Source organism: Pseudoxanthomonas sp. 134C1 (assembly GCF_057773065.1).
On record NZ_JBYMTH010000011.1, the window covers coordinates 1 to 26,373 of the forward strand.

The 26,373-nt window shown below is 66.5% G+C and carries 24 protein-coding genes, 1 tRNA gene and 1 pseudogene; 11 read left to right on the forward strand and 15 right to left on the reverse strand.

The features are described from left to right. Window positions 1-167 precede the first annotated feature (167 nt). Window positions 168-1,148, forward strand: a complete 981-nt coding sequence (locus tag AC3DEZ_RS17205; RefSeq protein ID WP_488389327.1) for a DUF4238 domain-containing protein — start codon at window positions 168-170, stop codon at window positions 1,146-1,148. Here AC3DEZ_RS17205 and AC3DEZ_RS17210 read toward each other — a convergent pair. The 3 genes from AC3DEZ_RS17210 to rnd all read right to left on the reverse strand — a co-directional run bounded on the left by AC3DEZ_RS17210 (window position 1,145) and on the right by rnd (window position 3,775). After that, a complete protein-coding gene (locus tag AC3DEZ_RS17210; protein ID WP_488389328.1) occupies window positions 1,145-2,365 on the reverse strand; it encodes a site-specific integrase in 1,221 nt (406 codons plus the stop codon). The genes AC3DEZ_RS17205 and AC3DEZ_RS17210 overlap by 4 nt on opposite strands. 146 nt (window positions 2,366-2,511) lie before the next feature. Next, window positions 2,512-2,587, reverse strand: a tRNA-Ala gene (locus AC3DEZ_RS17215). Between the two features lie 102 nt (window positions 2,588-2,689). Further along, entirely contained in the window at window positions 2,690-3,775 is a 1,086-nt protein-coding gene (gene rnd / locus AC3DEZ_RS17220) for a ribonuclease D (protein ID WP_488389329.1), read from the reverse strand. A gap of 86 nt (window positions 3,776-3,861) precedes the next feature. On the opposite strand from rnd, the gene AC3DEZ_RS17225 reads away from it, so the two are divergent. From AC3DEZ_RS17225 to AC3DEZ_RS17235, 3 genes are read left to right on the forward strand one after another with little or no spacing between them, the layout of a single operon-like run. Continuing rightward, entirely contained in the window at window positions 3,862-5,697 is a 1,836-nt protein-coding gene (locus AC3DEZ_RS17225) for a formylglycine-generating enzyme family protein (RefSeq protein WP_488389330.1), read from the forward strand. 20 nt (window positions 5,698-5,717) lie between these two features. After that, window positions 5,718-6,635 carry a M48 family metallopeptidase gene (locus AC3DEZ_RS17230; RefSeq protein ID WP_488389331.1) on the forward strand — a complete coding sequence of 306 codons (918 nt, stop codon included), beginning with the start codon at window positions 5,718-5,720 and terminating at the stop codon, window positions 6,633-6,635. 2 nt (window positions 6,636-6,637) lie between these two features. Next, entirely contained in the window at window positions 6,638-7,168 is a 531-nt protein-coding gene (locus AC3DEZ_RS17235; RefSeq protein ID WP_488389332.1) for an SRPBCC family protein, read from the forward strand. Between the two features lie 778 nt (window positions 7,169-7,946). Here AC3DEZ_RS17235 and AC3DEZ_RS17240 read toward each other — a convergent pair. From AC3DEZ_RS17240 to gluQRS, 5 genes are all read right to left on the reverse strand, one after another. Further along, window positions 7,947-8,117, reverse strand: a complete 171-nt coding sequence (locus AC3DEZ_RS17240) for a hypothetical protein (RefSeq protein WP_183637378.1) — start codon at window positions 8,115-8,117, stop codon at window positions 7,947-7,949. Window positions 8,118-8,170: 53 nt separating this feature from the next. Further along, on the reverse strand, window positions 8,171-8,911 hold the full coding sequence (gene phbB / locus AC3DEZ_RS17245) for an acetoacetyl-CoA reductase (RefSeq protein ID WP_488389333.1): 741 nt from the start codon (window positions 8,909-8,911) through the stop codon (window positions 8,171-8,173). Window positions 8,912-8,999: 88 nt separating this feature from the next. Beyond that, window positions 9,000-9,506 carry a polyhydroxyalkanoate synthesis repressor PhaR gene (gene phaR, locus AC3DEZ_RS17250; protein WP_295383132.1) on the reverse strand — a complete coding sequence of 169 codons (507 nt, stop codon included), beginning with the start codon at window positions 9,504-9,506 and terminating at the stop codon, window positions 9,000-9,002. 164 nt (window positions 9,507-9,670) lie between these two features. Beyond that, window positions 9,671-10,411: an acetoacetyl-CoA reductase gene (gene phbB, locus AC3DEZ_RS17255; RefSeq protein ID WP_488389334.1), complete on the reverse strand. Its 741-nt coding sequence runs from the start codon at window positions 10,409-10,411 to the stop codon at window positions 9,671-9,673. Between the two features lie 50 nt (window positions 10,412-10,461). After that, entirely contained in the window at window positions 10,462-11,385 is a 924-nt protein-coding gene (gene gluQRS, locus AC3DEZ_RS17260; RefSeq protein ID WP_488389335.1) for a tRNA glutamyl-Q(34) synthetase GluQRS, read from the reverse strand. A 112-nt stretch (window positions 11,386-11,497) separates the two neighbouring features. On the opposite strand from gluQRS, the pseudogene htpX reads away from it, so the two are divergent. Beyond that, window positions 11,498-12,380, forward strand: a pseudogene (gene htpX / locus AC3DEZ_RS17265) (protease HtpX). 912 nt (window positions 12,381-13,292) lie between these two features. Here htpX and AC3DEZ_RS17270 read toward each other — a convergent pair. The 3 genes from AC3DEZ_RS17270 to epmB form a co-directional block, all read right to left on the reverse strand. After that, on the reverse strand, window positions 13,293-13,961 hold the full coding sequence (locus AC3DEZ_RS17270; RefSeq protein ID WP_488389336.1) for a hypothetical protein: 669 nt from the start codon (window positions 13,959-13,961) through the stop codon (window positions 13,293-13,295). A gap of 359 nt (window positions 13,962-14,320) precedes the next feature. Beyond that, the gene (locus AC3DEZ_RS17275) at window positions 14,321-16,393 is read right to left on the reverse strand and encodes a GGDEF/EAL domain-containing response regulator (protein ID WP_488389337.1); all 2,073 of its coding nucleotides are present in this window, start codon (window positions 16,391-16,393) and stop codon (window positions 14,321-14,323) included. A gap of 102 nt (window positions 16,394-16,495) precedes the next feature. Further along, complete coding sequence (gene epmB, locus AC3DEZ_RS17280; RefSeq protein WP_488389338.1) at window positions 16,496-17,515, reverse strand: EF-P beta-lysylation protein EpmB; 1,020 nt, start codon at window positions 17,513-17,515, stop codon at window positions 16,496-16,498. Between the two features lie 103 nt (window positions 17,516-17,618). Here epmB and efp point away from each other — a divergent pair, with 103 nt between their 5' ends. The 6 genes from efp (at window position 17,619) to folE2 (ending at window position 23,168) form a co-directional block, all read left to right on the forward strand. Continuing rightward, window positions 17,619-18,185, forward strand: coding sequence for an elongation factor P (gene efp, locus AC3DEZ_RS17285; RefSeq protein ID WP_141452420.1), 567 nt, complete (start codon window positions 17,619-17,621; stop codon window positions 18,183-18,185). Between the two features lie 305 nt (window positions 18,186-18,490). Then, on the forward strand, window positions 18,491-19,834 hold the full coding sequence (locus AC3DEZ_RS17290; RefSeq protein ID WP_488389339.1) for a TRZ/ATZ family hydrolase: 1,344 nt from the start codon (window positions 18,491-18,493) through the stop codon (window positions 19,832-19,834). 74 nt (window positions 19,835-19,908) lie between these two features. Beyond that, window positions 19,909-20,637 carry a bifunctional 2-polyprenyl-6-hydroxyphenol methylase/3-demethylubiquinol 3-O-methyltransferase UbiG gene (gene ubiG / locus AC3DEZ_RS17295; protein ID WP_488389340.1) on the forward strand — a complete coding sequence of 243 codons (729 nt, stop codon included), beginning with the start codon at window positions 19,909-19,911 and terminating at the stop codon, window positions 20,635-20,637. Window positions 20,638-20,642: 5 nt separating this feature from the next. Further along, window positions 20,643-21,347, forward strand: a complete 705-nt coding sequence (locus AC3DEZ_RS17300) for a phosphoglycolate phosphatase (protein ID WP_488389459.1) — start codon at window positions 20,643-20,645, stop codon at window positions 21,345-21,347. Between the two features lie 31 nt (window positions 21,348-21,378). Further along, window positions 21,379-22,086 (forward strand): phytoene/squalene synthase family protein, encoded by a 708-nt coding sequence (locus tag AC3DEZ_RS17305; RefSeq protein WP_488389341.1) that lies wholly within the window; start codon window positions 21,379-21,381, stop codon window positions 22,084-22,086. A gap of 149 nt (window positions 22,087-22,235) precedes the next feature. Next, the gene (folE2, locus tag AC3DEZ_RS17310) at window positions 22,236-23,168 is read left to right on the forward strand and encodes a GTP cyclohydrolase FolE2 (RefSeq protein ID WP_488389342.1); all 933 of its coding nucleotides are present in this window, start codon (window positions 22,236-22,238) and stop codon (window positions 23,166-23,168) included. A gap of 46 nt (window positions 23,169-23,214) precedes the next feature. Here folE2 and AC3DEZ_RS17315 read toward each other — a convergent pair whose 3' ends face one another. Genes AC3DEZ_RS17315 through yidD form a run of 4 tightly spaced genes read right to left on the reverse strand, consistent with a single transcriptional unit; the run spans window position 23,215 to window position 26,295 of the window. Further along, complete coding sequence (locus AC3DEZ_RS17315) at window positions 23,215-23,793, reverse strand: hypothetical protein (RefSeq protein ID WP_488389343.1); 579 nt, start codon at window positions 23,791-23,793, stop codon at window positions 23,215-23,217. Continuing rightward, window positions 23,790-24,689: a M23 family metallopeptidase gene (locus AC3DEZ_RS17320; RefSeq protein ID WP_488389344.1), complete on the reverse strand. Its 900-nt coding sequence runs from the start codon at window positions 24,687-24,689 to the stop codon at window positions 23,790-23,792. The genes AC3DEZ_RS17315 and AC3DEZ_RS17320 overlap by 4 nt, the downstream gene beginning before the upstream one ends. Then, on the reverse strand, window positions 24,689-26,035 hold the full coding sequence (locus tag AC3DEZ_RS17325) for a dihydroorotase (RefSeq protein WP_488389345.1): 1,347 nt from the start codon (window positions 26,033-26,035) through the stop codon (window positions 24,689-24,691). Before AC3DEZ_RS17325 ends, AC3DEZ_RS17320 begins: the two co-directional genes overlap by 1 nt. Then, window positions 26,035-26,295, reverse strand: coding sequence for a membrane protein insertion efficiency factor YidD (gene yidD / locus AC3DEZ_RS17330; RefSeq protein ID WP_488389346.1), 261 nt, complete (start codon window positions 26,293-26,295; stop codon window positions 26,035-26,037). The genes AC3DEZ_RS17325 and yidD overlap by 1 nt, the downstream gene beginning before the upstream one ends. Between the last annotated feature and the right edge of the window lie 78 nt (window positions 26,296-26,373).

The following is a 26,373-nucleotide window of genomic DNA, read 5'->3' on the forward strand; positions in this document are numbered from 1 at the left end:
GGAAGCCGCGTCAGGCCAACCGCCTCACGCTTGAACTCTTCGCTGAACTTTCTTCGTTGTGCCATGACACTCCTCCTGCCCCATGATGAGGCTTCTTTGAAGTGTCCGTGTTAGCGGGGTAGAACCCCATGAAACCTTGGCGGGTGGTAAACAATCGGCGAGTCCCTATGCGGGAAGTCGAACGATGGGGTACGAGGAAGTGCTTCCAGCAGCCTGACCTATATTCGGTCAGAGTAGCCGGATATCCAAAGGACTTGTTCGAGAAGCTTTTCTTTGGTGGCTCCGACACTGCTGGTGCTTCTGCCGTTGAGGAAGTGGCCAACGCGGGCAGCCGGACACCGATCAGCAGGGATGGCTTCAACAACTTCTTTCAGTACTTGTCAGTGCAGTCGCTACGAACACCTAAAGGTCTGGCTTGGCTTCGGCAGCGACTGCCCCCCAACTCAAGCAAGCAAGACCTACTTGATCATGTGCACCGCTATCAGTATATGCGATGTGTCATGTGGGTTGAGTCCTTCATGGACGTTCTCTATCACGACGAGAACGTTGGGTTCTTGCTGACTGACCACCCGATCACGCTCTACAACAAAGCCTGCTTTCCGAGGTCATCCGATTGCGTCTTCCCAAACGATCCGGGGGCAGCTTGGAAAGGCACTCAGACCATCTTTCCACTTGATAGCAAGAAATGCTTTGTACTGACACACACCGAGTACGCCCACGACCAAAAAATGAAATCGCAGCTAACTCGCCCTCGAACCAACGCCCGCTTGTTCGGGAATACGATGGTCAAGACCCATCAAATTGTTCATCGACAAATATCGCGGGATGCAGTTATTCAGATCAACAGGATCTTGAAGTGGCGGGCAACAAGGTACATTGCCGCCCCTGTCTATGAATGGCTTTTCCCCGAAGAACACTGTTCGAAGGTTCAATGGCCCGACCTTGGCGCTCATCTTTTGCCAACGACCGACCTATGGCGCAACACCGGCGAAATACTGATGGGTCTACCAGATGGCCGTGTGTATGCCCAGGACCAGTATGGCCGCTCGCCAACAACTGCTGCGGAGCAAGCCGCAGCTGAAGCGACTGCGAAGCGTCTTCTCGATCAGATGGGGAGGATAAAGAAGAACGAAGGTAAGAGTGATTAGTTGGAGCGCGCAAGCTTTTCTACTGCTGCGGACAGGTGCTCGGGCCCCAAATGCGCATAGCGCAAAGTCATGCTGATATCCGCATGACCCAATAGCTCACGGACCGTGTTCAAGTCCACGCCTGCCATGACCAGCCTACTTGCAAAGTGATGGCGTAGGTCGTGGAACCGGAATCCCGTGATTTTGGCTTCGACAAGCAGCTTTTCCCACGACGACTTCATGCCGATGATGCCGAACACGCTCCCAGCACCAGTTGATTGCGAACTCCACTGACGCAGCACGTTCATGGCTTCAGCGTTCAGTGGTACATGACGCTGTTTGCCCGATTTGGCGTGTTCCGGGCGAACGGTCAACATTTTTGCCTGCAGGTTGATGTCCGACCAGTCCAGGGCCAGCAGCTCGCCCCTGCGCAGGCCGGTGTTCATCGCCAGCAACACGACCGGCGTCAGGTGGTCCGCATAGGCGCCCTCTGGAACATCTGGAAGCAGCGCGCGCTTACGGGCTGCGCGCCACTCATTGGCTGACCTACGTGCTGCTGCATGGGCGTGGTCGCGCGCTATAAGGGTAGACCGCAGGCGATATTCTTCAGCGGGGCTCAGAAACCGGACCACGCTGCGTGGCTTAGCAACTTTCAGGGCAGCATTGGTAACTGGGTTGGTCTCCAGCATTCCCCATTTAACAGCCTTCGACAGAGCCGAGCGCAACGTCGCCAGATTGCGCGATGCGGTGGCCTTGCTGATTGTCTGCTTTGCCCCCGGTCGGACTGTGTCCTGCAGTCGCGTGACCCACCAGCGTTCGATGACCTTGGCATTGATGTCTTTCATTGTCATCGGAAGCAAGTCTGCAAATGCCTGTTCGATGCGTCGCAGCGCATCGTCGGCTTGCTTCAGTTCCGTTCGGACCCACGGGGCGTAGTGGTTGTCCAAGTATGTCCGAAGGGTGATTTTGGGCAGTTCGGGCTTGGCGATGCTGGGTAGTCCTGTCTGGATATACTCGGCGATGACCTTGCGGGCGATGTCCCGGGCTTGCTCTAGGGGCACGTGTTCGACAGACCCCAGCGTACGATGCTTACCATGCGCCCAAGTGACGATCCATGCTCGGTGCCCACTGGGCTGCACCCGAAGCAGCAAACCGCGTACCAGCGCGTCCCTGACCTCGTAGGGGCGATCCCGGGGCAGGGTGGTAGCAACGATTTTCTTGGTTAGCTGGATACGCATGTCTGGGGCTCTTTCCGTAAGTTCGGCTTAAGCCAAAACATAGGAAGAACCGCGCATCGGTGTTTGGACAAGGACCATCCGCATCCACTGTTGAAACGGCGAAGTCCTTGAAACAGAAAGCCCCGCCGGAGCGGGGCTTTGAATAGTGGTGGAGAGGATGGGGATCGAACCCACGACCTCGTCATTGCGAACGACGCGCTCTCCCAGCTGAGCTACCCCCCCACGAGGGTGAGACAAGTCTAGCGCCTCGCGCCCCGGTTGCCAACCGGGAGGGTTCGGCAGCGGTCGCCACCGGGATGCGCGCGCTTCCGCGAAGAGGGCGCGTCAGACGGTGGCGGTTGCCTCGCTTCCCAACAGGGGTTCCAGTTCGGCTTTGCGCCAGCCGGACAGGGCGGCTGGCCACTGGCCGGATTCCAGCAGTATTTCCAGGTAGCGGCGCGAAGCGAGCACGCCGTCCGGCAGGCCCAGCTCCGCGCTGCGGCGCGCGACCGCGTCCTGCAGTTTGCGCAGCGCGGCCTTGTCGCGATCCGGGGTGGCCCGTGCCAGCGGGGCATCGGCTTCATCCGCGAGTGGAGTCGACAGGCTCTCCCACAACGCGTCGGCCAGCTTGCGCGGCGCCTTGGGCTGGGTGTCCAGCCAGCGGCCCAGCGCGGCGCGATCCGTCGGTGGCGTGCGCGCCAGCGCGACCGCCATTTCATTGTCCAGGATCCAACTGCGCGGCTTGTCGCTGCGCCGTGCGGCGATGTCGCGCCAGCGCAGCAGTCGCAGCAGGCGGTGTTGCGCGGGCGCGTCCAGGAACTGGGCGCTGCGCATGGACAGGTGCGGCCAGCGTTCGCCTTCTTCCTGGGTGGCGTTCTCCAGCAGGCGCCGGCTGTCCTCGGCCAGCCACTCGGTGCGACCGCTTTCCTGCAGTCGCGTGGCCAGGGCGTCATGCAGCGCGAACAGGTAGTGCACGTCCTCGGCGGCGTACTTGAGCTGGGAATCGCTGAGCGGCCGGCGCAGCCAGTCGGAGCGGGTTTCGCCCTTGGCCAGCACCACGCCGGTGATCTGTTCCACCAGCTTCTGGTAGCCGATGCCGGCGGCGACGCCGGCCAGCGCAGCGGCGATCTGGGTATCGAACAGCGGTTGCGGCGCGACGCCACAGGTGTAGCTCAGCGCCACCAGATCCTCGCTGGCGCTGTGCATCACCTTGAGGATCCGGGTATCACCGAGAATCGTGGCCAGTGCCTGCGGCATGCCCGGCTGCAGCGGATCGATCAGCAGGATCTCGTCGCCGACCGCCATCTGGACCAGTGCCAGTTGGGGCCAGAAGGTGCGTTCGCGGACGAACTCCGTATCCAGCCCGATACGGGCGGGGGGCGTGGTGAAGAACGCGGCCAGGGCGTCGGGGGTTTGAATCCAATGGGGCACGAAATCTCCGCTGAATGCATCGGTTGCCGAGTCGGGAGACAATAGCCTACCGTCGCCGGACGGATTTCGTGAGGGTGGAGGACGGTTTGCGCGCATTTGGCCTGCTGGTGCTCACCGGTCTGGTGCTGTGCGGTTGCTCGCGCGAGGCTGCGGCGCCGCGGGGTTCCGGGCGCGACGCCGGCGAGGTGCGCATGCCGCGCATCACCGTCACCGGTGACGACAGCGTCAACGCGGCCCTCAATTGGCAGCCCCCGGCCGTCACCTTGACCCGGGAGGGCATTCCCGAGGCGCGCCGGCGCGCGGCGGAGGCTTTGCAGGCAGGACGCCTCTACGCCGGCGCCGATGACGCGATTCCGCTGTACCTGGCGATCCGGCGGCTGGACCCGGAGGACGCCGCCGCGCGCCGTGGCCTGGATCAGGCCCTGGATCGCCTGCTCGAACGCGGCGAAAAGGTCGTGAAGACCGCCGAGGACCGTGACGCGGACGCGCGCGAGGCCGCGGAAATCGCCGCGGTGGCGCGCGCCATCGATCCGGACGACGAAGCCGTGCTGGCCTATCTGTCGCGGGTCGACGAAATCGAGCAGCTGACCCGGCTCAATCTCGCCAGCGAGCGGGCGCTCAACCAGGGGCGGCTGGGTGAACAGGGCGGGGGCGCGCTGGCGGGTTTCCGCGAGGTGCTCAAGTGGAAGCCCGGGCAGGCGCGCGCGCTGCAGGGTGTGGCGGCGGTGGAAAGCGCGCTCATCCGGCGCGCCGAGGATGTCGCCCAGGCCGGGGATTTCGATACCGCGCGGATCTGGCTGGATCATGCCGGCAAGGTCCGCAGCAACGCGCCCACGGTGGCGGATGCGCGCCAGCGGATCGAGGCCATCCGTACCGTGCGCATCGCCGGGCTGCGCGAATCGGGCGTGCAGGATCTGCAATCGCCGCTGGGCCTGAAGGCCGCGCGTGAAAAGCTCGCCGAAGTGCTGCGCATAGCCCCCCCCGGCGATCCGGTGGCCGCGGATTTCCGCCAGCGCATCGAGCTGGCCACCCATTACGGCCTGTTCCGTCCCGGCCAGGCCTTCACCGACGCCCTGGGCAATGGCGGGCGTGGACCGGAAATGGTGATCGTGCCGCATGGCGCGTTCCGGATGGGCGCGGACGAGAACGAACTGGGGGCCGCCGACGCCGAGAAGCCGGCCCACTACGTGCGTTTCGATCGCGGATTCGCGATGGCGCGCAACGCGGTGACGGTCGGCGAGTTCCGTCGCTTCGTGCAGGCCACCCAGTACCGCCCGCGCGCGACCCGGCGCGGGCATTCCATCGTCTACGACGAGCGCAGCGGCAATTTCGTCCGCCGCAGCGGGGTGGACTGGCAATCCGACTACAGCGGGGCGGCGGCGCGCGACGACATGCCGGTGCTGCACGTCAGCGTGTATGACGCCGAAGCCTATGCCGATTGGCTGGCCAGGCAGACCGGGCACAGCTATCGGCTGCCCAGCGAGGCGGAATTCGAGTACGCCCTGCGATCGGGCGTGCAGGGGCGGTATCCGTGGGGCAACGGGGTGCCGCCGGCGAAGGTGGAGAACCTGACCGGCGGCAACGACACCTCGCCCAGCGGCCGCCATTGGAACAACGCCTTCGTCGGCTACGGCGACGGCTACTGGGGGCCGTCGCCGGTCGGCAGCTTCCCCCCCAATGCCTGGGGGCTGCACGACATGGGCGGCAACACCAGCGAATGGGTGGCCGATTGCTGGCATGCCAGTTACCGGCGCGCGCCCGCCGACGGCGCGGCCTGGTTCAACCCCGGCTGCCGCTCGCGGGTGGTGCGGGGCGGCTCCTGGGCCAGCGCCCCGGTGCAGGCCCGGGCGGCATGGCGTTCGTCCTCGGATTCGGATATGACTAATGCACGGGTAGGCTTCCGCGTGGTGCGTGGCATCTAGCCGGCGACTGGGAGAAGGCGATGAGGAACGATCCGTTTGGACAGGGACGGTACGAGCAGGGCGGCGCGCCGCGCCGACGCGGCGGCCTGTTGGGCAACGTACGCTGGCTGGTCCTGCTGGGGTTCGCGGGCTACGCCGCGTTCTACTGGTTCTCCAACCGGGTGACCGACCCGTATACCGGCGAGAAAGTGCTGATCGACAGCTCGATCAGCGTGGAAGAGGAAAAGGCGCTGGGGCTGCAGGCCTACCAGGAAATCCTTTCGCAGGAACGCCCGGTGGATCCGAACTCGCAGATCGCCCAACAGGTGCGCACGATCGCGCAGCGCCTGATCAGCAAGATTCCCGAAGTCGAGGCGGCCATTGCGCAGGAGCGCGGCACCCAGGCCAGCGGCAACTGGCGGACCTTCGATTGGGACGTGAACGTCATCCAGTCCGACCAGGCCAATGCGTTCTGTCTGCCCGGCGGCAAGATGGCGGTCTACACCGGGCTGATCCCGGTTGCCAGGAATGCCGACGCCGTGGCCGTGGTGATGGGACATGAAATCGCCCACGCGCTGCTGCGCCACGGCGCCCAGCGCATGTCCCAGCAGAAGCTGACCCAGATCGGCCAGATGGCCGGCGCGATGAGCGGCATGGATCCGCAGCAGCAGCAGATGGTGATGGCGGCAATGGGTTACGGCTACCTGCTGCCCTATGCGCGCACCCATGAGACCCAGGCCGACGAGGTCGGTCTGATGCTGGCCGCGGCGGCCTGCTTCAACCCGCAGGAAGCGGTGCCACTGTGGGAGCGGATGAGCGAAGCCAGCGGCGGCCAGGCGCCGCCGGAGTTCTCGTCCACCCATCCCAATCCCGGCACCCGCATCCAGAACCTGACCGCGCTGATGCCCAAGGCGATGGAGTACCGCAACCGTTTCTGCAAGGAAGCGGCGGCGCAGTGAACATGCGCCGATTCGCGGGGCTCGCGATGGCGGCCGCATTGGCCTGTGGCCTGGCGGCAGGAGCGCGGGCGGAGGTCAAGGATCAGGCGGCCAACGGTTTCACCATCGAAAACAGCCAATGGGTGCCGGCGAAACCGGAGGCGGCGTGGAACGCACTGCTCGCGGTCGGACGCTGGTGGCCGAAAGACCACACCTGGTGGGGCGACGCTTCGCGCCTGAGCATCGAACCCCGCGCCGGGGGCTGCTTCTGCGAGGTCGATGGCGCGCGCCAGGCGCAGCACATGACGGTGGTGTTCGCCGAGCCCGGCAAGCTCCTGCGCCTGACCGGTGGTCTGGGGCCTTTGCAGGGGATGGGATTGTCGGGCGCGATGGAATGGCGTCTGAGGGAAGAAAACGGCGGGACCCGGATCACGCTGTGGTATCGCGCGGGAGGTTATACGCCGGATGATCTGCGCACGCTGGCGCCGATTGTGGATCGGGTGCAGGGGCAGCAGTTGGCCGGGTTGGCGGCGTATCTGCGCAGGACGCCATGAGTGTGCATGGGGCCATCGTCGTGTTGGCCGGTACGTTGTCGTTGCGTGGAATCACGTAGAGCGCTTGTTTCGCTGCTCTGATTGCCTGATGGGTGGACGTGCGATTGGGCGCTGGCGCGCGTCATTGCTATCGATTAGCGTAGATGGCGCGCTCGCCGCGGGGCCTTCTTTCTTTGCTTGTGCAAAGAAAGAATCAAAGAAAGCACACCCCGTTCCTCGCGCCCCAGCCGCTGCGCGGCGGGGGGGCGTGTCGCCGGCAGGAATTTTGGGACGGCACATCCTGTGCCGACCCAAAACGCCGCACATCCTTGTGCGGCGCCCTGCGGGTTTGCCCACCGTCGCCACCGCTGCGGATGGGGCGCCAAGAGCAGAGGCAAAAGCAAGAGCGCGAGCCTGCTCAACGCAGAGCTGTCGCTGTCGCTCTTGCTTTTGCTTTTACTCTTCGGGGCCACGTTCAGGTGTGGCAAGCGGGCCGGGTAAGACCCGCAGGCGGCGCACAGGACGTGCGCCGTTTTCGGCAGGGGCAGGAGGCCCCTGCCGAAAATTCCCGGACTGATTGCGCACCCGGAGCGCAGCGCAGGGCACGCCGCCAGGGGGGGCTTTCTTTGGTCCCTTTCTTTGCACAAGCAAAGAAAGGGACCAAAGAAAGCGGCGAGCGCGCCATCCGTGACAACCGATAGCAATGACGCGCGTCAGCGCCCCATACCCATCAAGGCATCGACGAAAAACGCCAAGTAGAAAGAAAGGCGCTAGAACAGCGGGACAAGCCCGCTGGAAATCAGAGCTTGCTGAAAACCGTCGCCGCCACCAGCAACCCGAACCCCGCCACCACCAACCAGAACGCATGTGGCGCCAGCACCGGGATATAACCGAACCGCGCGGCGATGCCGCCGCTGCCGAGCAGCAGCGCGATGAGCCAGACGCCGAAGGTGGGAGGGGTGAGTTTCATCCGGTTTCCTTGGTTGTACGGGTGTGTGGCGGAGTGCTCAGGATAGCCGCGGATCAGAAGCTCATGAAGAGGCCGCCGTTGACCGGCAGGTTGGCGCCCGTGATGTAGCCCGAGGCCTCGTCGGCCAGGAACGCCACCGCGCGCGCGATGTCGTCGGGTGCGCCGATGCGGCCCACCGGCACCGAGGCGACGGTGCGATCGCGGACTTCCGGCGGCATCGCGCGGGTCATCGGTGTTTCGATGTAGCCGGGCGATACGCTGTTGACGGTGACGCCCTTGGCCGCGACTTCGCGTGCGAGCGACATGGTGAAGCCATGCAGGCCGGCCTTGGCCGCCGCGTAGTTGGTCTGGCCGAAGTTGCCGGTCTGGCCGCTGACCGAACTGATGTTGATGACCCGGCCGAATCCGCGCGCCTGCATGCCATCGATGGCGTGCCGGGACAGGTTGAACACGCTGCCCAGATTGACCTCGATCACCGCGTCCCATTGCGACTCGTCCATCTTGCGCAAGGTGGAATCGCGGGTGATGCCGGCATTGTTGACCAGGATGTCCAACTGGCCGTGCGTCTGCTGCACATCCCGCACGAACGCACCGCAGGCGGCGAAGTCGCTGACGTCCAGCGGCATGAAATGCACGTCCAGGCCGCTGGTGGCTTCGGCGAAGGACGCCTGACGCGGGCTGTCCGCGGGCAGGTCGGCGGCGATGACGGTATGGCCGGCGCCGGCCAGGTGCTTGCAGATGGCGGTACCCAGACCGCCGATGCCGCCGGTGACGACCGCGACGCGTTTGCTCATGGAGAATTTCCTGGAACGTTCTTGGAAAAAACGGGTGGCATGAAAAAGCCCGCGCCGAGGGGCGCGGGCCGGGAAGGGACAGCCGGGATCAGCGGGCGCGGGTCTTCGGGGTCTCGCGCGGGGTTTCCTTGGGCTTGGCAGTGGCCGGACGGCCCAGTCCGCCGCCGCTGAGATTGCGCTGGAATTCCTGCCACAGTTCCATGTTGCGCTCGGTCAGCTGGTTCATCATGGTCCAGGGCGTCTGTCCCAGCAGGTTGCCCATCTGGCTGCGGAACTGCTGCTGCTGCTCCATGAAGATCTGCATGCTGCGCTCCAGGTAATTGCCCATGAAGCCCTGCAGCGAGTCGCCGTAGAAGCGGATGATCTGGCTCAGCAACTGGGTGGAAAGCACCGGCTCGCCGTCCTGTTCCTGCTCGCTGATGATCTGCAGCAGGACCGTGCGGGTCAGGTCGTCGCCGGTCTTGGCGTCGCGGACCTCGAAGTCCTCGCCGTCGACAATCAGCTGGCGGACGTCCTCGATGGTGATGTAACTGGAAATCTCGGTGTCGTAGAGACGGCGGTTCGGGTACTTCTTGATGATGCGGATCGCAGCCATGAAGCAATCACTCTAAAACGCAGTGTGGGGCAGCATGACGCAGCGCAGCAGCCCTTGCAACAGGCCGCAGGTCAGGGGGGGCCTGTTCAGGAAGACGGGCCGGACAAAAAAATGCTGCGGGCAGGACCCGCAGCATTTTTTCCATCCGCACCGGTGTGGACCGGTTACCAACCCATGTGGTGTCCGCCGTTGATGTCCAGGTTGGAACCGGTGATCCAGCCCGCCTCGTCGGCGACTAGGAAGCCCACCGCATAGGCGATCTCGTTCGGGTTGCCGAGGCGGCCGGTCGGGATGTCCGCGGCGATCTTGGCGCGCACTTCCTCCGGCACCGCCATCACCATGTCGGTGGCCACGTAACCGGGCGACACCGTATTGACGGTGATGCCGAGCTTGGCGTTCTCGCGCGCCAGCGAAATGGTGAAGCCGTGCATGCCGGCCTTGGCGGCGGCGTAGTTGGCCTGGCCGTATTGGCCCTTGAGGCCGTTGATCGAGCTGATCTGGATGATCCGGCCCCACTTGCGATCACGCATGCCCTCGATCACCGGGCGGGTCATGTTGAACACCGAGTTGAGGTTGGTGTTGATGACCTCGTTCCACTGCAGGGCGCTCATGCGATGGAAGGTGGTGTCGCGGGTGATGCCGGCGTTGTTGATCAGGATGTCGACCGGACCGAGATCGGCCTCGACCTTGCGCACCAGCGCCTCGGCTTCCTCGGCGGACGTGACGTCGCCGGGGAACAGGGCGACATCGTAGCCCTCGGCCTTCATCTGCCGCTGCCAGGCCTTGGCCTTTTCCTCGTTGCGGTAATTGGTGGCTACGCGATGGCCCATGTCGGCCAACTTCTTGCAGATGGCGGTTCCGATGCCGCCGGTGCCGCCGGTGACCAGCGCGACGCGAGAACTCATGTGGGGCTTCTCCTGTGGGGACCGCCCGCAAAAGGCGGTTCCCCCGGATTCTAGACAGCGTCCGCGGCAGGTGTGTTGTGCGGCGCAGCGAACGGCAGGGAGGCCCGTCGCGGGAGCCGTTCCGGCGCGAACTCCCGGGCCGCCGCGTGCAGCAGCGCGGTCACGCCTCCGAACCCGGGCAGGCGGTTCGCCGGCTGTCCGAGCGCCGTCCAGGCGGCGCGCAGGGGTGGAAGCGGATCGCCGGCGTCGATGGGCAGCGCGGCCATCGACTTGGACAGTTTCTGGCCGCCGGCATCCACGATCAGCGGCAGATGCAGGTAGCGCGGTGTCGGCAGGCCGAGTGCGTGTTGCAGGTGGATTTGGCGGGGCGTGGAGTCCAGCAGGTCGGCACCGCGGACGATGTCGGTGAAACCCTGGTCGGCATCGTCGACCACCACCGCCAACTGATAGGCCCAGTAGCCGTCGGCGCGGCGCAGCACCACGTCCCCGGCTTCGGTATAGACATCCTGTTCGCAATGGCCCTGCAGGGCATCCCTGAAACCGATCACGGTGCCGGGCTCCACCCGCAGCCGGACCGCGGGACGCGTGCGCGTTTCAGCCGCCACGCAGCGGTGATGGATGCCGCCGGTCGCCGCCAGTTCGCTGCGGCTGCAATGGCAGGGGAATGCCTGACCGCGCGTCAGCAGTTCGTCCAGCGCCGCCCGGTAGCGTTCGGCGCGTTCGCTCTGCCGCACCACCGGTCCGTCGGACACCAGGCCGAACGCGGCCAGCGTGGCCAACTGCCGGTCGGCGGCGCCGGCGACCTCGCGCGGCGGGTCCAGATCTTCCACCCGCACCCACCATTCGCCGCCCGCATGGCGTGCCAGCAGCCAGCTGCCGAACGCCGCCAGCAGCGAGCCGAAATGCAGCGGACCGGTGGGCGAGGGCGCGAAACGGCCGCGATACACGGGCGGGATGTCGGGATGTGCGGACATGCGGAAGGCGTGACTCCAAAGCTGAATCGTCGGTCAGTTACGCGCTTGAATTCAACCACGCGCGACCGCAGATTCGCCTCACATTTCACATTGAAACCCTGCGGAGCCTCCCGTGTTCAGCCGTATCGCCCTGTTCCTCGCCACCAATCTGGCCGTACTCGTCCTGGCGGGCATCGTCATGTCGATACTCGGGGTCAATCCGAACCAGATGTCCGGACTGCTGGTCATGGCGGCCATCTTCGGTTTCGGCGGCTCGCTGATCTCGCTGCTGCTGTCCAAGACCATGGCCCTGCGCGCGACCGGTGCGCAGGTGATCGAACAGCCGCGCAACGAGGCCGAGCAATGGCTGCTGGCCACCGTCCAGCGCCAGGCGCAGGGTGCCGGCATCGGCATGCCGCAGGTGGCGATTTACGACGCGCCGGAAATCAACGCGTTCGCCACCGGCGCCAACCGCAACAACGCGCTGGTGGCGGTGTCCACGGGACTCCTGCGGGCGATGAACCGCGACGAGGCCGAAGCCGTGCTCGGCCACGAGGTCAGCCATGTCGCCAACGGCGACATGGTGACGATGGCGCTGCTGCAGGGCGTGTTGAACACCTTCGTGATCGTGCTGGCGCGCGTGGTCGGCGGGATTGTCGACAGTTTCCTGTCGGGCAACCGTGAGGGCGAGGGCCGCGGGTTCGGTTACTACATCATCGTGATGGTGCTGGAAGTGGTGTTCGGCCTGTTCGCCACGATGATCGCGATGTGGTTCTCGCGCCGTCGCGAGTTCCGCGCCGACGCGGGTGGTGCGAATCTGGCCGGCCGCTAACAAGATGATCGCCGCGCTGGAACGACTCAATGCGCAGCATGCGCAGAGCACGTTGCCGGCGCAGGTGGAGGCGTTCGGTATCGCCGGTGGTATCGGCCAGGGTCTGAAGCGTCTGTTCCTGAGCCATCTGCCGCTGGAGCAGCGCATCGCCGCGCTGCGGGCGGCACAGGGGACATTTGCCTGACATCCGCGTTGTCGGTTTTGACTTCGGAAGCCCGCCGCAAGGCGGGTTTCTTTTTGGGTGTGCGGAGGAGGGCGGGGGCATGGTGGGCTGAACTCACCGCAGGGTGGGTCTTGACTCACTGGGGCCGATGAGCAGGTTTGAGCGTGTGGTGCGAAATTCGCCGCCTTTTTTTGGGTGCGCTGGGGCGCGTTGTTGCTACCGGTGGTCGTGGATGGCGCGCCTTCCGCGGGAGTCACTTTTCTTTGCTTGTGCAAAGAAAAGTAACCAAAGAAAGCACACCCCGACCTTCGCGCCCCAGCCGCTGCGCGGCCGGGGTTCGTGTCGCCGGCGGGAATTTTGGGACGGCACATCCTTGTGCCGACCCAAAACGCCGCACATCCTTGTGCGTCGCCCTGCGGGTTTGCCCACCTGCGACACCGCTGCGGAAGGGGCCCCGAGAGCAAATGCCAAAGCGAAGAGCAGGAGCAGGCAATTGTCCGCTGAGCCGTTGCTGTTGTTCTTGCCTTTGCCTTTGCCTTTGCCTTTGCCTTTGCCTTTGCCTTTGCCTTTGCCTTTGCCTTTGCCTTTGCCTTTGCCTTTGCCTTTCGGGGCCCCGTTCAGGCGTGGCAAGCGGGCCGGGTAAAACCCGCAGGGCGGCGCACAGGACGTGCGCCGTTTTCGGCAGGGGCAGGAGGCCCCTTCCGAAAATTCCCGGACCGATTGCGCACCCGGAGCGCGTAGCGCGGAGGGCACGCCGCCAGGGGTGTGTTTCTTTGGTTCCTTTCTTTGCACAAGCAAAGAAAGGGACGCCCCGCGGCGAGCGCACCATCGTTGACTACCGACAGCAACCCCGCGTCAGCGACCGTCCGGAGTATCGAGGCAGCAACGGAATCTCAGCCATTGGATGCAGGCGGACTAGCTGTCCCGCCCAGTTCAGAAGAAGGAGGAGTCCAGGCCCTTGGCTTCCCAGCCCTCGCTGGTCAGCTTGAGCGCGTGTCGGGATTCGTCTTTCCCGGCACCGTCCAGCGCGCGCTTGATCTGCGGGAAGGCGGCCTGGATTCCGGGAGTCTTGGCCCAATCGGCCACGTCATTGATCTTGTACGTGTAGGTGACGCCGACTTCCTGGTAGTCACCCAGTTTCATGGGACCTTCCCATTTGATCACTTTGTCCAGCGCCTTCCTGCCCCAGCAAAGATCGATCTTGGACGAGGATCCCGCCGTATCCGTGGAACTCGGCTTTTCAAAGGGTTTGGCGCGCGCGGTGAGCGTGTATTGCCTGCGGGCAGCCTTGCCGCCGGTTGGGCTTCCCATGATGCCCATGATGTCGACTTCGACATGTTTGCCGGCTGCAAGCCCCGCGGCCTCCAGCGCCGCCATCTGCGACGCGGTGCCGTACGCAAGGCTTTCGCCGAGTTTGATATCCATGTCCGATACCTCCACCGGCCAGCGTCGGGCACCGATGCAGAGATCGCCCTTGGCGGCGAAATACTGATTCATCGCGGCGGCGAAATTGCTCCGGGTCGGCTCGGTCTTGCCGCCACAGGCCGTCAGGGAAAGTACGCCCAACGAAGCGAACAAAAGCACGGGTTTGCGGATTGCCATGTCTGTTTCCAATGGTTGATGGCATCCGGTGGAGAAATCGGGATGTGTGATGCCGGATGCCGCTCAATTCTGGCGTGGCTCATCGACATGATCGACTAACTTTGACAATCGCCCATGTGAGTGAGCGGAGTCATGGACGGATCAGCGCGTGATGGAAGTGCATGGAGGGCGGCAGCGCGGCACAGGAAGGATCCGAATCGCCATGGCAGGAGCGATGCACCGATATGGACGCGGCAGATGGTCCGGGATGGCGGACCACGCACATGGGATGACAAAGGCAGCAAAGGGCAGGGGCCCGTCGCATCCTTGAGCGGACTTCATTGAGCCCGGCATGGCGGGAGCGAAGCTCCCTCGCGGAATTACGAGAAGTCGTAACTCATCTGCGGCCCCGGCGGCGCCAGGAACTCGCCCTCGACGTAGTCCACCATCGCCGTGAACAGAAAGCTCATCGTCGCGGCCTCGGCCACGTGATCGGCGATGGTCAGGATGCCCTGGGACTGCGCGCGTTCCGCGATCTCGCGGATCTTCTGCTGGTGTTCCGGCGTTTTCGCCAGATCGGCGCTGAACACGCGATCGATCTTCAGGAAGGCCGGCTGGAAATGGGCCAGCAGCTGGAACGAATCCAGACCGGCGCCGAAATGCTCCAGGCCCACCTTGCAGCCCAGCTTCGAGGCACCCGCCTGGAATGCCTGCGCCTGCCGCAGATGGGTGAAGACCTTGGCTTCGGACGCTTCCAGCCACAGGCATTCGCCCGGCACGTCGTGCGCGGCCAACTGCTTGGCGATGAGCTGGAGCAGGCGTTCGTCACCGAAGGAACCGGGGCTGACCTTGACCAGCATCCGGGTCAGGTAGCCGTTGCGGCGGCGCTCGGCCAGCACTTCGATGGCACGGTTGACCACCCAGCGATCGATGGCGTCGAGCAGGCCGTTTTCCTCGGCGATGCCCATGAAGGCCAGCGGCATCACCGTCTCGCCGTTGGAATCCAGCCGCAGCAGGGCTTCATAGACCTCGCCGGCTTCGCCCTGCAGGCTGACCACCGGCTGATAGTGCAGTTGGAAGTGATCGTTGGCCAGGGCGTCCTGCAGGCGCGCGATCCAGTTCTGCACGCGCTCTTCCTCGGCGCGATCGACGGCGCCGGGATCGAAGATCTCGATGCGGTTTCCGCCCAGGCTGGTGGCGGTCTGGAGGCTGTCGGTGGCGCGGGTGAGGACCAGGCCGATGCTGGCGATCTTCTCGCCGATCTGCACGCCGCCGACGCTGGCGGTGACCGCGGTCGAACGTTCGCCGGCGTTGAAGACGTGCGACGCGAACGCCGCGCGCAGGGTTTCGGCCAGGGCGGCGGTGCGCGCGTGGTTGCCCTTGAGCAGGACCGCGAAGGTGCGCTCGCCGAAACGGGCGGCGGTGGCGCTGGCATCCAGTTTCTCGGCCAGGCGCTTGGCCATCGCCGCGATCAGGGCGTCGGCCGAATCGATGCCGATGTCCTGCAGCAGGCGCTGGTAGTGATCGGGTTCCAGCAGCAGCAGCGAGTAGTGTTCGCCGCGCGCGACCTGGCTGACCGCTTCCTCCAGGGCCTGCAGGAAGGTCGGACGGTTGAGCAGGCCGGTCACCACGTCGCGCTGGCGCAGGTCCTCGACCTCGCGCGCCAGTTCCGGATCGAACTCCTCGCGCCGGCGGAACACCACCTGCACGCAGGGCTCGCCCTCGTAGGTGGCGGTGGCGAATTCGAGCGTGGCCGGGAACTGATCACCATCAAGGCTGCGCGCCTCCAGCTCGAAGCGCGGCGGCGGCGGCTCGCCCTTGCTCAGGTTCTTGAGCAGTTGCTTGAAGTCGTTGACGTACTGCGGGGCGACCAGATCCAGCAGCGACAGGCCTTCGACCTCGTCGAAGGATTCGAAGCCCAGCATCTCCAGATAGGCCTCGTTGGCCCGGATGTGCATGCCTTCGTGGATGTAGGCGATCGGATCGCGCGAGGAGGAGATCAGGGCGTCGCAGCGCCGCTCGAACTCACGCAGCTGCACGTCCAGGCGGCGCACCGCGCGGCGCGTCTCCAGATCCGACCATTCGCTGCGAAGGACATGCAGCAGGTGTTCGGAGCGGCCGCGCAGGACCATGCCGCGGGCGCCGCCGGCCTGGTCGCTCAGCCAGTCGGCTTCGTTGATGGCGTCGGCCAGCACGATGACCGGGATGTCCTTGCCGCTGGCGTCGACCGTGGACAGGACGCCGGCCAGGGGAATCCCGCGGGCCGAGCGCGCGGCCAGGACCAGGTCCATGGGCTGCGCGGCCACCATCCGCGCCAGCTCGTCGGCGTCCAGCGGCCGCAGCGGGCGTACGGCGATGCCTCCGTTCCGCAGCGTACTGACGATCGCCTCGGCGTCCTCGCCGCTGTCATCGACGATCATCAAACGAAGGGTGGAGTCTTTGCCGATCTGCATGCAGCGGTTCCGCCTTGGGAGGGCGTTTAATACACGAAGGGGCCGGGAGCGTCCAATGCGGGCGTCGCAAAAAGGGGCGCCCGGGTCGTCACGGCGGTCATTTCAAAGTGGGCGCTTGCCGGTATCGCCAGGGATTTCGCGGACCAGCCGCGGCACCAGGTAACCGGACAGGCGCTCGCGCAGGCCGGCGTGCAGTGCCATTGCCTGCTCGTCGGACACCTCGAAATGGGCCACGCCCGCGACCCGGTCCAATTGGTGCAGGTAGTAGGGCAGGACCCCGGCGGCGAAGCCGCGCTCGCCGAGGGCGGCCAGCGCGTCCACGCTGTCGTTGACCCCGCGCAGCAGCACGGCCTGGTTGAGCAGTTGCGCGCCGGCCCCACGCAGTCGCGCCAGCGCGGCATCGACATCGGCATCGAACTCGTTGGCGTGGTTCGCGTGGATGACGAAGGCGACCGGCCAGGGCAGGCCTGCGAGCCAGCGGACCAGCCCGTCGTCGACCCGTTCCGGCAGCACCACCGGCAGGCGGCTGTGGATGCGCAGGCGTCGGAGGTGCGGGATGCCGGCCAGCGCGGTGGTCAGTTCGGCCAGCTTGGAGGTGGCCAGCGACAGCGGGTCGCCGCCGGACAGCAGCACTTCCTCGACGCCTTCATCCGCCCGGATGGCCTCCAGCGCCTCGCGCCATCCGTCGCGGGCGGCGGTTTCCTCCGCGTAGGGGAAATGCCGGCGGAAGCAGTAGCGGCAATGCACCGCGCAGCTGCCGGTGGCGACCAGCAGGGCCCGGCCACGGTACTTCTGCAATACGCCGGTGGCGGTGCGGGCGGCGGCGTCGCCCACCGCGTCCAGTCCGAAGCCGGGCACCGGGCGCATTTCCTCGTCCAGCGGCAGCACCTGGCGCAGCAGCGGGTCGTTCGCATCCCCCGGCGCCATGCGGGCGACGAAGCCGCGTGGCACCCGCAACGGGAACTGGGCGGCGGCGGCGTCCGACAGGCGTCCGGCGAGATCCTCCAGTCCCAGCATCGCCAGCAGCTCGCGCGGATCGCGCACGGCGTCGCGCCAGGCGTCCTGCCAGCGGGCGCGGGGCAGGGGGGCGGGCTGCATGGGGAGGGGGGCTGCGGTTATCATGTGCGGGTCTGAAAACAAAACGCCCGCCGGTCCCGGCGGGTTCCCCATTCTATCCGGCCAGCCGCCTCCCGCGGCGGGTTTGTCTTACCCCAAGGAGTACCCCATGGCCAGTTACGGCATGAACGACGTCAAGAACGGGATGAAGATCCTGGTCAACAACGAGCCGTCCATCATCACCGACACCGAGTACGTCAAGCCGGGCAAGGGCCAGGCCTTCACCCGCGTGAAGTACCGCCAGATCCGCACCGGCCGCGTGCAGGAAGTCACCATGAAAAGCACCGACTCGGTCGAGGCCGCCGACGTGGTGGATACCGACATGCAGTACCTGTATTCCGACGGCGAGTATTGGCATTTCATGCAGCAGGAAACCTTCGAGCAGGTCCAGGCGGACAAGGCCGGCATGGCCGGCGCCGAGAAGTGGCTGAAGGGCGAGGAAGAGTGCGTGGTCACCTTGTTCAACGGCACCCCGATCCAGGTGACCCCGCCCAACTTCGTCGAACTGAAGATCGTCGAGACCGACCCGGGCGTCCGCGGCGACACCTCCGGCGGCGGCGGCAAGCCGGCCACCCTGGAAACCGGCGCGGTCGTGCGCGTGCCGCTGTTCGTCGGCCAGGAAGAAATCATCAAGGTCGACACCCGCACCGGCGACTACGTCAGCCGCGTGAAGTGACGCAATGGCGCGCCCGCACGCGGGCGCCCTTGCCGTTGCGTCGTCCCGGCGCGGACCGGGATCCATTTTGCTGTTGTTGCGGTTGCTTTCGTGGTTGCGGTTGTTCCCAAGCGTGACGCCAAAGTCGGAACCGCGAGCGACATCAAGATGGGTCCCGCCTGCGCAGGGACGACGAGATGAAAAATCCCCGGCGGCGGCGAGGTGAGCGCACCGATGCGAGCCGAACCTCCTCCGACCGGAACCACCGACGCCGTGAATCGCTGTTCCGATTCCGGCTCCCCACGGAACCACGGATACGAGGACGCATGACCCACGACACCCGCCCCGAAGCCTGCGATCTCCTCATCGAAGCCGGTTTCGTCATCCCGGTGATGCCACATGGCGTGGTGCTGGAAGACCATGCGGTGGCGGTGAAGGGCGGCGACATCCTCGCCATCCTGCCGATCGCCGACGCCCGCCAGCGCTTCGCGCCGGAACGGGTGGTCTCGCGACCGGACGCGGCGCTGCTGCCCGGTCTGGTCAACGCGCATACCCACAATCCGATGACGCTGCTGCGCGGCATCGCCGACGACCTGCCGCTGATGGAGTGGCTGCAGAACCACATCTGGCCGGTGGAAGCGGCGGTGATCGGCCCCGAGTTCGTCGCTGACGGCACCACCCTGGCGATCGCCGAGATGCTGCGCGGCGGGACGACCTGCGCCAACGAGAACTATTTCTTTCCCGATGTGCAGGCCGCGGTGTACAAGCGCCACGGTTTCCGCGCCCGGGTGGGCCTGCCGGTGATCGATTTCCCGACCGCCTGGGCCAGGACCAGCGACGAATATTTCGATCGGGCCGGCGAAGTCCATGACCAGTGGCGCGGCGATCCACTGGTGGATACCGCGTTCGCGCCACATGCGCCCTATACGGTCAGCGATGCCAACTTCGAGCGCGTGCGCATGCTCTCGGACCAGCTCGACGTGCCGGTGCACCTGCATACCCACGAGACCGCGCAGGAAATCGCCGATTCGCTGAAGCAGTATGGCCAGCGTCCACTGGCGCGTCTGGATCGGCTGGGCCTGGTGAATGATCGCCTGATCGCGGTGCACATGACCCAGTTGACCGAGGCGGAAATACACCTGTGCGCCGAGCGCGGCGTGTCGGTGGTGCATTGCCCGGAATCCAATCTCAAGCTGGCCTCCGGTTTTTGTCCGGCCTGCGCACTGCAACGCGCGGGCGTCAACCTGGCCATCGGCACCGACGGCTGCGCCAGCAACAACGACCTGGACATGTTCAGCGAGACCCGCACGGCGGCGCAGCTGGCCAAGGCGGTGGCCAACGACGCCACCGCGCTGGACGCGGCGACCGCGCTGCATGCCGCCACCCTGGGCGGTGCGCGCGCGCTGGGCTACGGCGATCGCATCGGCTCGATCGAGCCGGGCAAGCAGGCCGATCTGATCTGCGTGGATCTGGGCGCGCTGGAAACCCAACCGCTGCATCATGTGGTGTCCCAGCTCATCTACGCGACCGGCCGCCACCAGGTCAGCGACGTCTGGATTGCGGGCCAGCCGCGGCTGGTACAGCGCGAACTGGTCGACATGGACACGGCCGGCCTGATCGCCAACGCGCGCCAATGGCGCGAGCGCATCCGCACGCTGCATGGCGGATGATGTCCGTTCTCCACTGATTCCCGCGCTGGCGTCCGCCTCCCCGAGGCGGCCAAGGCCCCTGCCGATGTGACCCCATGACCTCCACCGCTTCTTCCGCGCCTTCCGGCGACAACTTCGATCAGGCCGAACTCGACAAGTTCGGTGCGCTCGCCAACCGCTGGTGGGACGAGCAGGGGCCGCAGAAGGCGCTGCACGCGCTCAATCCGGTTCGCCTGGACTACGTGCGCCAGCGTGCGCCGCTGGCCGGCGCGCAGGCGCTGGACGTGGGCTGCGGCGGCGGCCTGCTCAGCGAGGCGCTGGCGAAGGCCGGCGCGCAGGTCACCGCGATCGACCTGGCGCCCGAGCTCGTCAAGGTGGCACGCCTGCACCGCCTGGAATCGGGCGTCCAGGTCGACTACCAGTTGCGTTCGGTCGAATCGCTCGCCGAAGAGCGTCCGGGCAGCTTCGACGTGATCACCTGCATGGAAATGCTGGAGCACGTGCCGGACCCGGCGGCGATCATCGAAGCCTGCGCGAGCCTGCTGAAGCCGGGTGGCCGGCTGTTCCTGTCCACCCTCAACCGCACGCCGGCCGCATTCGCGCTGGCGATCGTGGGCGCCGAGTACGTGGCCCGCCTGTTGCCCACGGGCACCCATCATTATCAGGACTTCATCAAGCCGTCCGAACTGGCCGCCTGGCTGCGCCGGTCCGATCTGCAACTGGAGGACGTCAGTGGACTGGCCTATGAGCCCTGGCGGCAACGCGCGCGGCTGGCGCGCCGCACAGACGTCAATTACCTGGCCTGCGCGGTGAAGGCGGCATGAGCCTGATGGATCACGATGACCCGACGGCGCGTTCCGGCTTCCCGCCGGTGGCCCTGTTCGATCTCGACGGCACGCTGCTGGACAGCGCGCCGGACTTCGTCGCCACCGCCAACCGCATGCTGGCCGCGCGCGGGCGTGCGCCGGTGAGCCTGGCCGATCTGCGCCCGCACGTGTCCAGGGGATCGCGGGCGATGGTGGGCGCCGCATTCCCGGATCTGGACACCGCCGCGCGTGACGCGCTGGTCCCCGAATTCCTGGTGATCTACCAGGAGGAACTGGGTCGCCACAGCCGCCCCTTCGATGGCGTGGAGGCGATGCTGGCCGCGCTGGAAGCCGCCGGCACGCGCTGGGGCATCGTTACCAACAAACCCGAGTACCTGGCGCGCGACGTGCTGCCGGCCGAAGGCTGGCAGGAACGCTGCGCGGTGCTGATCGGTGGCGATACCCTGGCCGAGCGCAAGCCTCATCCGCTGCCGTTGCAGGTGGCCGCCGAACGCCTGGGCGTCCGCTGCGCCGACTGCGTCTACGTCGGTGACGACGAACGCGACATCGTCGCCGCGCGCGCGGCCGGCATGCCGTCGATTGCCGCGCTGTGGGGCTATCGGCTGGACGGAGACGATCCCGGGAGCTGGCGGGCCGAACGCATGTGCGCCGAGCCCGGGGAACTGGCCGTGGCGGACGCCTGGCCGTTGGCCGTCGACGCGGCCTGACCCGTCATTCTGATTCCTGCAGCCGCTCGCCGTGTCCGATTCCTCCGCCCTCGACAGCTTCCTCGACAAATGGCGCCAGCGCTGGCCGGAGTGGCAGGTGGCCGAGATCTTCGTCACCGCCGAACGGCGCGCGTTGGCGGAAGCGTGGTTCTCGCTGCTGCAGGAGTTCGACGACGTCCTCAACATCGCCGGTGATTCCTTGCCGGCCGACGCCAAGCTGGCCTGGTGGGGCGAGGAACTGCGCGGCTGGGCGAATCACCGCTCGCGCCATCCGCTCGGCCGGCGACTGGAACCGATGCCCGCGCCATGGGCGCAGCTGGCCGATGCATTGCCCTCGCTCATCGCCGCCCGTGACGCCGCCGCCGACAGTGACGAAGCCTTCGCCGGATTGCGTGCTTACGGCGAGGCGGTCGCCGCGGTGGAAGCGGTGGTCCTGGGCCGCGCACCGGCCGCGACGGCGGTGATTGCGCAGACCCTGGCGACGCGCCTGGCCGAATCCGCGACAGCTTCCTTGCCACGCGATGTCCGCGGCAACGATGACCGCGCGCGCCTGCGCGCCTGGGCCGCCACACTGGCGCGGCGCTGGCCTTCCGGGTCCGGCGGCGCGGCCCGCGAGCGCCGCATCGTCGCCACATTCGCCCGCGCGCGCCTGCACCGTTTCGCGAAGGCCGGCGAGACCGCGCTGCCGTCGCGACTGCGCCTGCTGCTGACCGCCTGGGGCGCCGCGCGCGGCGGCTGAATGAAGCGGCCGGGGTCGACGATGCATGCGCCCCATCGCCGCGATGGGCGTTCCGATCCGCCGTAACGGACTGTTTCATCTGGTGATTCGGGGCAGGGGGTACAATGCCGCCCTGTTGTCTCCCCCCGTATCGACCTTCCCCTATCGACATGGCTTCCGTCCCTCCCGTGGCGCCGCGCGCCGATCTCCCCGATGTCGCCCATCAGAGCGTGCCGCTGGCGCGCGCGCTGGACTGGGTGGGCATGGAAGGCATCGCCCTGCCGGTCCGCATCACCGACGGCGAAGGCGGACACCTGCAGGTGCCGGCCACGATCGATGTGTTCGTCAACCTGACCAACCCGGATGCGCGCGGCATCCACATGTCGCGCCTGTACCTGCACCTGCAGGAAGGCCTGTCGCGCGAAGCCATCACCCCGGCTGGCCTCCGCCATCTGCTGCAGGAAGGCGTGGCGTCCCAGCAGGGGCTGGCCGACCAGGCCCGCATCCGCCTGCGCTATGACGCGCTGTTGCGCCGCCGCGCGCTGGAAAGCGAGCACTCCGGCTGGAAGCGCTACCCGGTCGAGATCGACGCCACCCTGGTCGACGGCCACCTGCAACTGGCGCTGTCGTTCTCGGTGGAATACTCCAGCACCTGTCCGGCCTCGGCGGCGCTGTCGCGCCAGGCCAACGCCGAGCGTTTCGCCGGCGACTTCGCCGCCGCGCATCCGCTGTCGGTCGGCGTGGTGCGCGACTGGCTGGCATCCGAGCGCGGACTGGCGGCCACGCCGCATGCCCAGCGCAGTCGCGCCAGCGTGCGGGTGGAACTGCGCCCTCAGTTCGACGAGTTGCCGTTGGTGGCGCTGATCGACGCGATCGAGGCGGCTCTGGGCACGCCGGTGCAGACCGCGGTCAAGCGGGTCGACGAACAGGCGTTCGCTCGCCTGAACGCGGAAAACCTGATGTTCTGCGAGGACGCCGCGCGCCGGGTCGCCGCCGCGTTGTCGCAGGATGCGCACGTGGCCCGCTTCGATGCCACCGTCGCCCATTTCGAAAGCCTGCATCCGCATGACGCGGTCGCGCGGGTCAGTGGCAGCAACGGCTGAGCCGCGCGAAGGTGGGCGAGCGCGAGTACCGAAAGGAAGACCTGTCTCAGCTTGCTCCCGATTCCGCGGCTTTCCGGACGCCAGCCAGCAAGCGGCGGCGGATGAATCCGCTGCCCGGGCGGATCGCGAACCAATAGAGCGTGAACAAACGGCGTGCGGTGGCATCGTGACAATGCACCCGCGTTTCCGTCAGGATCGCGCACGTACCGGTGAGCGGATCCCGGTTGACCTGAAATGCCATCACCAGGCGGGCGGCGCCGGCTTGCCGGAAAGCGGCGAACCCAGCCGAGTCGCGAACCGGCTCCAGTCCGAAATCCGGCCGCCAGAATCGTCCTGCCAGTCCGAATGCGATCCCGTCAGACGTTCGTTCCAGTCGTGTGAACTCATGCAGGCCGAACTTGCCACGTCCGATGAGGGCGCTGGAACGTCCAAGCCGCGCCACGGCCCGGGAGGGCAACTCACGCAGCGCCAGCATCGCGGCCAACACACGGTCGTTGCTGGCATCGAAGATTTCGATGGCGTCCAGAATGGATTCCGGTGACGCGCGAACGCCGTCGATGCCATGGCATTCACGGAACTGGAAGACGGGCAGATGACGGCACGCCAGCGCGATGCGCGGAGTCATGGTGTGCTTCGCGGTGCCATGCGCTCCAGCACCAGCAGCGGATCGATGCGTACATCGAACCAGTTCATGCCCCAGTGCAGGTGAGGGCCGGTGGCGCGGCCGGTGGCGCCGACCGCGCCGATGACCTGGCCCTGTTCGACCCGGTCGCCGGCTTTCACGTCGAGGCGTGACAGGTGCAGGAAGTTGGAGCTGACGCCGTAGCCGTGATCCAGCAGCAGGGTGCCGCCGGTCAGGTACAGATCCGGGCCGGCGAACGTCACCACGCCCGCCGCCGGGGCCTTGACCGGCGTGCCGCTGGGCGCGGCGATGTCCATGCCCGAATGGCCGGCGCCGGGTTGCCCGTTGTACACGCGCGCGTTGCCGAAGCGTCCGCTGATGCGGCCCCGCACCGGCCAGATGAAGGCCTGCGCGAAATCGGTGCGATCGTCGTCGCGCACGCGCGCCTCGGTCACCTGGGCCTGTTCGCGACGGATCCGTTCGGCGATGGTCGGCGGCGGGTTGACCGTTTTCGGTGGCACGCCGTTGATCCGTTCCACCGGCCAGTCGCGCGGCGTCACCGCGATGCGCGCGGTCTCCCGGCGTCCGGAGGGTGTCGTCACTTCCACCGTCAACGGGCCCGTTTCATCGCGGCCGACGCCGAACACCACGGTGCCGTAACCGCTGGTGCGCAGGGCGCGACCGGCGTAGCGCACCTGGCTGCCCGCCGGCACCTTGCCGAACACCAGCGCGCCCTGCGAAACCTGTGGCGGAAACACCACGCGCTCATCCTGCGTGGCGGTAGCCGTGGGCGCTGGCGTGCCATAGGTGCCTTCTGCAAGCACCTCCTGGGCCGGCAGACGTGCGGGAGACAGCAAGGCGAGCAGTCCGAGCGCGGTGGCCGCGCCGGCCCGCCGCATCACCGATCGAACTCCAGCCGCTGCCCGTTGGGCGTGCCGACCAGGTGTTCGCCGTTCCAGACCAGTCGACCATTGACCCAGGTCGCACCGATGCGCGAGTGGAAGGTGGTGCCCTCGAAGGGCGACCAGCCGCACTTGGACAGCACGTCCTCGCGGCGCACGGTGAATTCGGCATCGTCCACCAGCACCAGATCCGCCCAGTAGCCTTCGCGCAGGAAGCCGCGTTCGCGCACGTCGAACAACTGCGCCGGCGCGTGCGACACCTTCTGCACGATCTCGGTCATGCTGGCGCGTCCCTCGTGCACCAGTTCCAGCGCCGCCACCAGCGCGTACTGCACCAGCGGCAGTCCGGACGGCGCCTGTGCGTAGGGCTTGGATTTTTCTTCCAGCGTGTGCGGGGCGTGATCGGTGGCCAGCACGTCGATGACGTCGTCGGCCAGCGCCTTGATCAGCGCCTCGCGGTCGCTGGCGTCCTTGATGGACGGGTTGCACTTGATGAAATTGCCCAGGCGCGCGTAGTCGGCGCGATCGAAGCGCAGGAAGTGGATGCAGGTTTCGGCGGTGATGCGCTTGCGCTTGCCGGACGCGTCGATCAGCGGGCCCGGGGTGAACAGGGCCAGTTCGTCGGCGGTGGAGATGTGCAGCACGTGCAGGCGGGTGTCGTGGCGGCGCGCCAGTTCCAGCGCCAGCCGGGTCGATTTGATGCAGGCTTCGCGGCTGCGGATGTCCGGGTGGTGCTCGGGGCCCAGCGCATCGCCATAGCGGGCCTGGAACGCCGCCATGTTGGCATCGATGGTCGGCGTGTCCTCGCAATGGGTGATGATCGGCGTGGGGGCCTCGCGGAAGATCGCGTCGAGGGTCTCCGGGTTGTCCACCAGCATGTTGCCGGTGGACGCCCCCATGAACACCTTGATGCCCGGCGCGGTCTTCGGATCCAGGGCGCGGATGGCTTCCAGGTTGTCGTTGCTGGCGCCCAGGTAGAAACCGTAGTTGCCCCAGGCACGGCCGGCCGCGCGCTGGTACTTGGCTTCCAGCGCCGCGGAATCGAGGGTCGGCGGCACGGTGTTGGGCATGTCCATGAAGGACGTCAGGCCGCCGGCCACGGCGGCGGCCGACTCGGTGGCGATGTCGCCCTTGTGCGGCATGCCCGGTTCGCGGAAGTGGACCTGATCGTCAATCATGCCCGGCAGCAGCCAGCGGCCGGCGGCGTCGACGACCTTTTCATCCGCGCCGGCCGACAGGCCGCTGGCGATGCGGGTGATCCTGCCGTTCTCGATGCGCAGATCGCCTTCGAATTCACGGCCTTCGCTGGCCATCCGGGCATTGACGATGAGGGTGGAGGGCATCAGTGCTTTCCTGGACAAGGGGTGGAAGAGGGGGAGCCGCCACGGGCGGGAGGCACCGGATCGTGGCCGCCGGGGTGGAGGGGATGGCAGCGGCCGATGCGCCGGACGGCCAGCCAGCCGCCTTTCATCGGACCGAACCGGGCGATGGCTTCCATCGCGTATTCCGAGCAGGACGGCACGAAACGGCAGCGCGGACCCAACAGTGGGCTGATGAAGCGCTTGTATATCCGCAGGAGAGCGATGAGTACCCGGCCGATCATGTCCGGATGATAACCGTGTTGGGTTGCCGCTGCCCGCAGGGTAGGCTATAAAGTCGCGCTTTCCCGATGCTCGGGAAG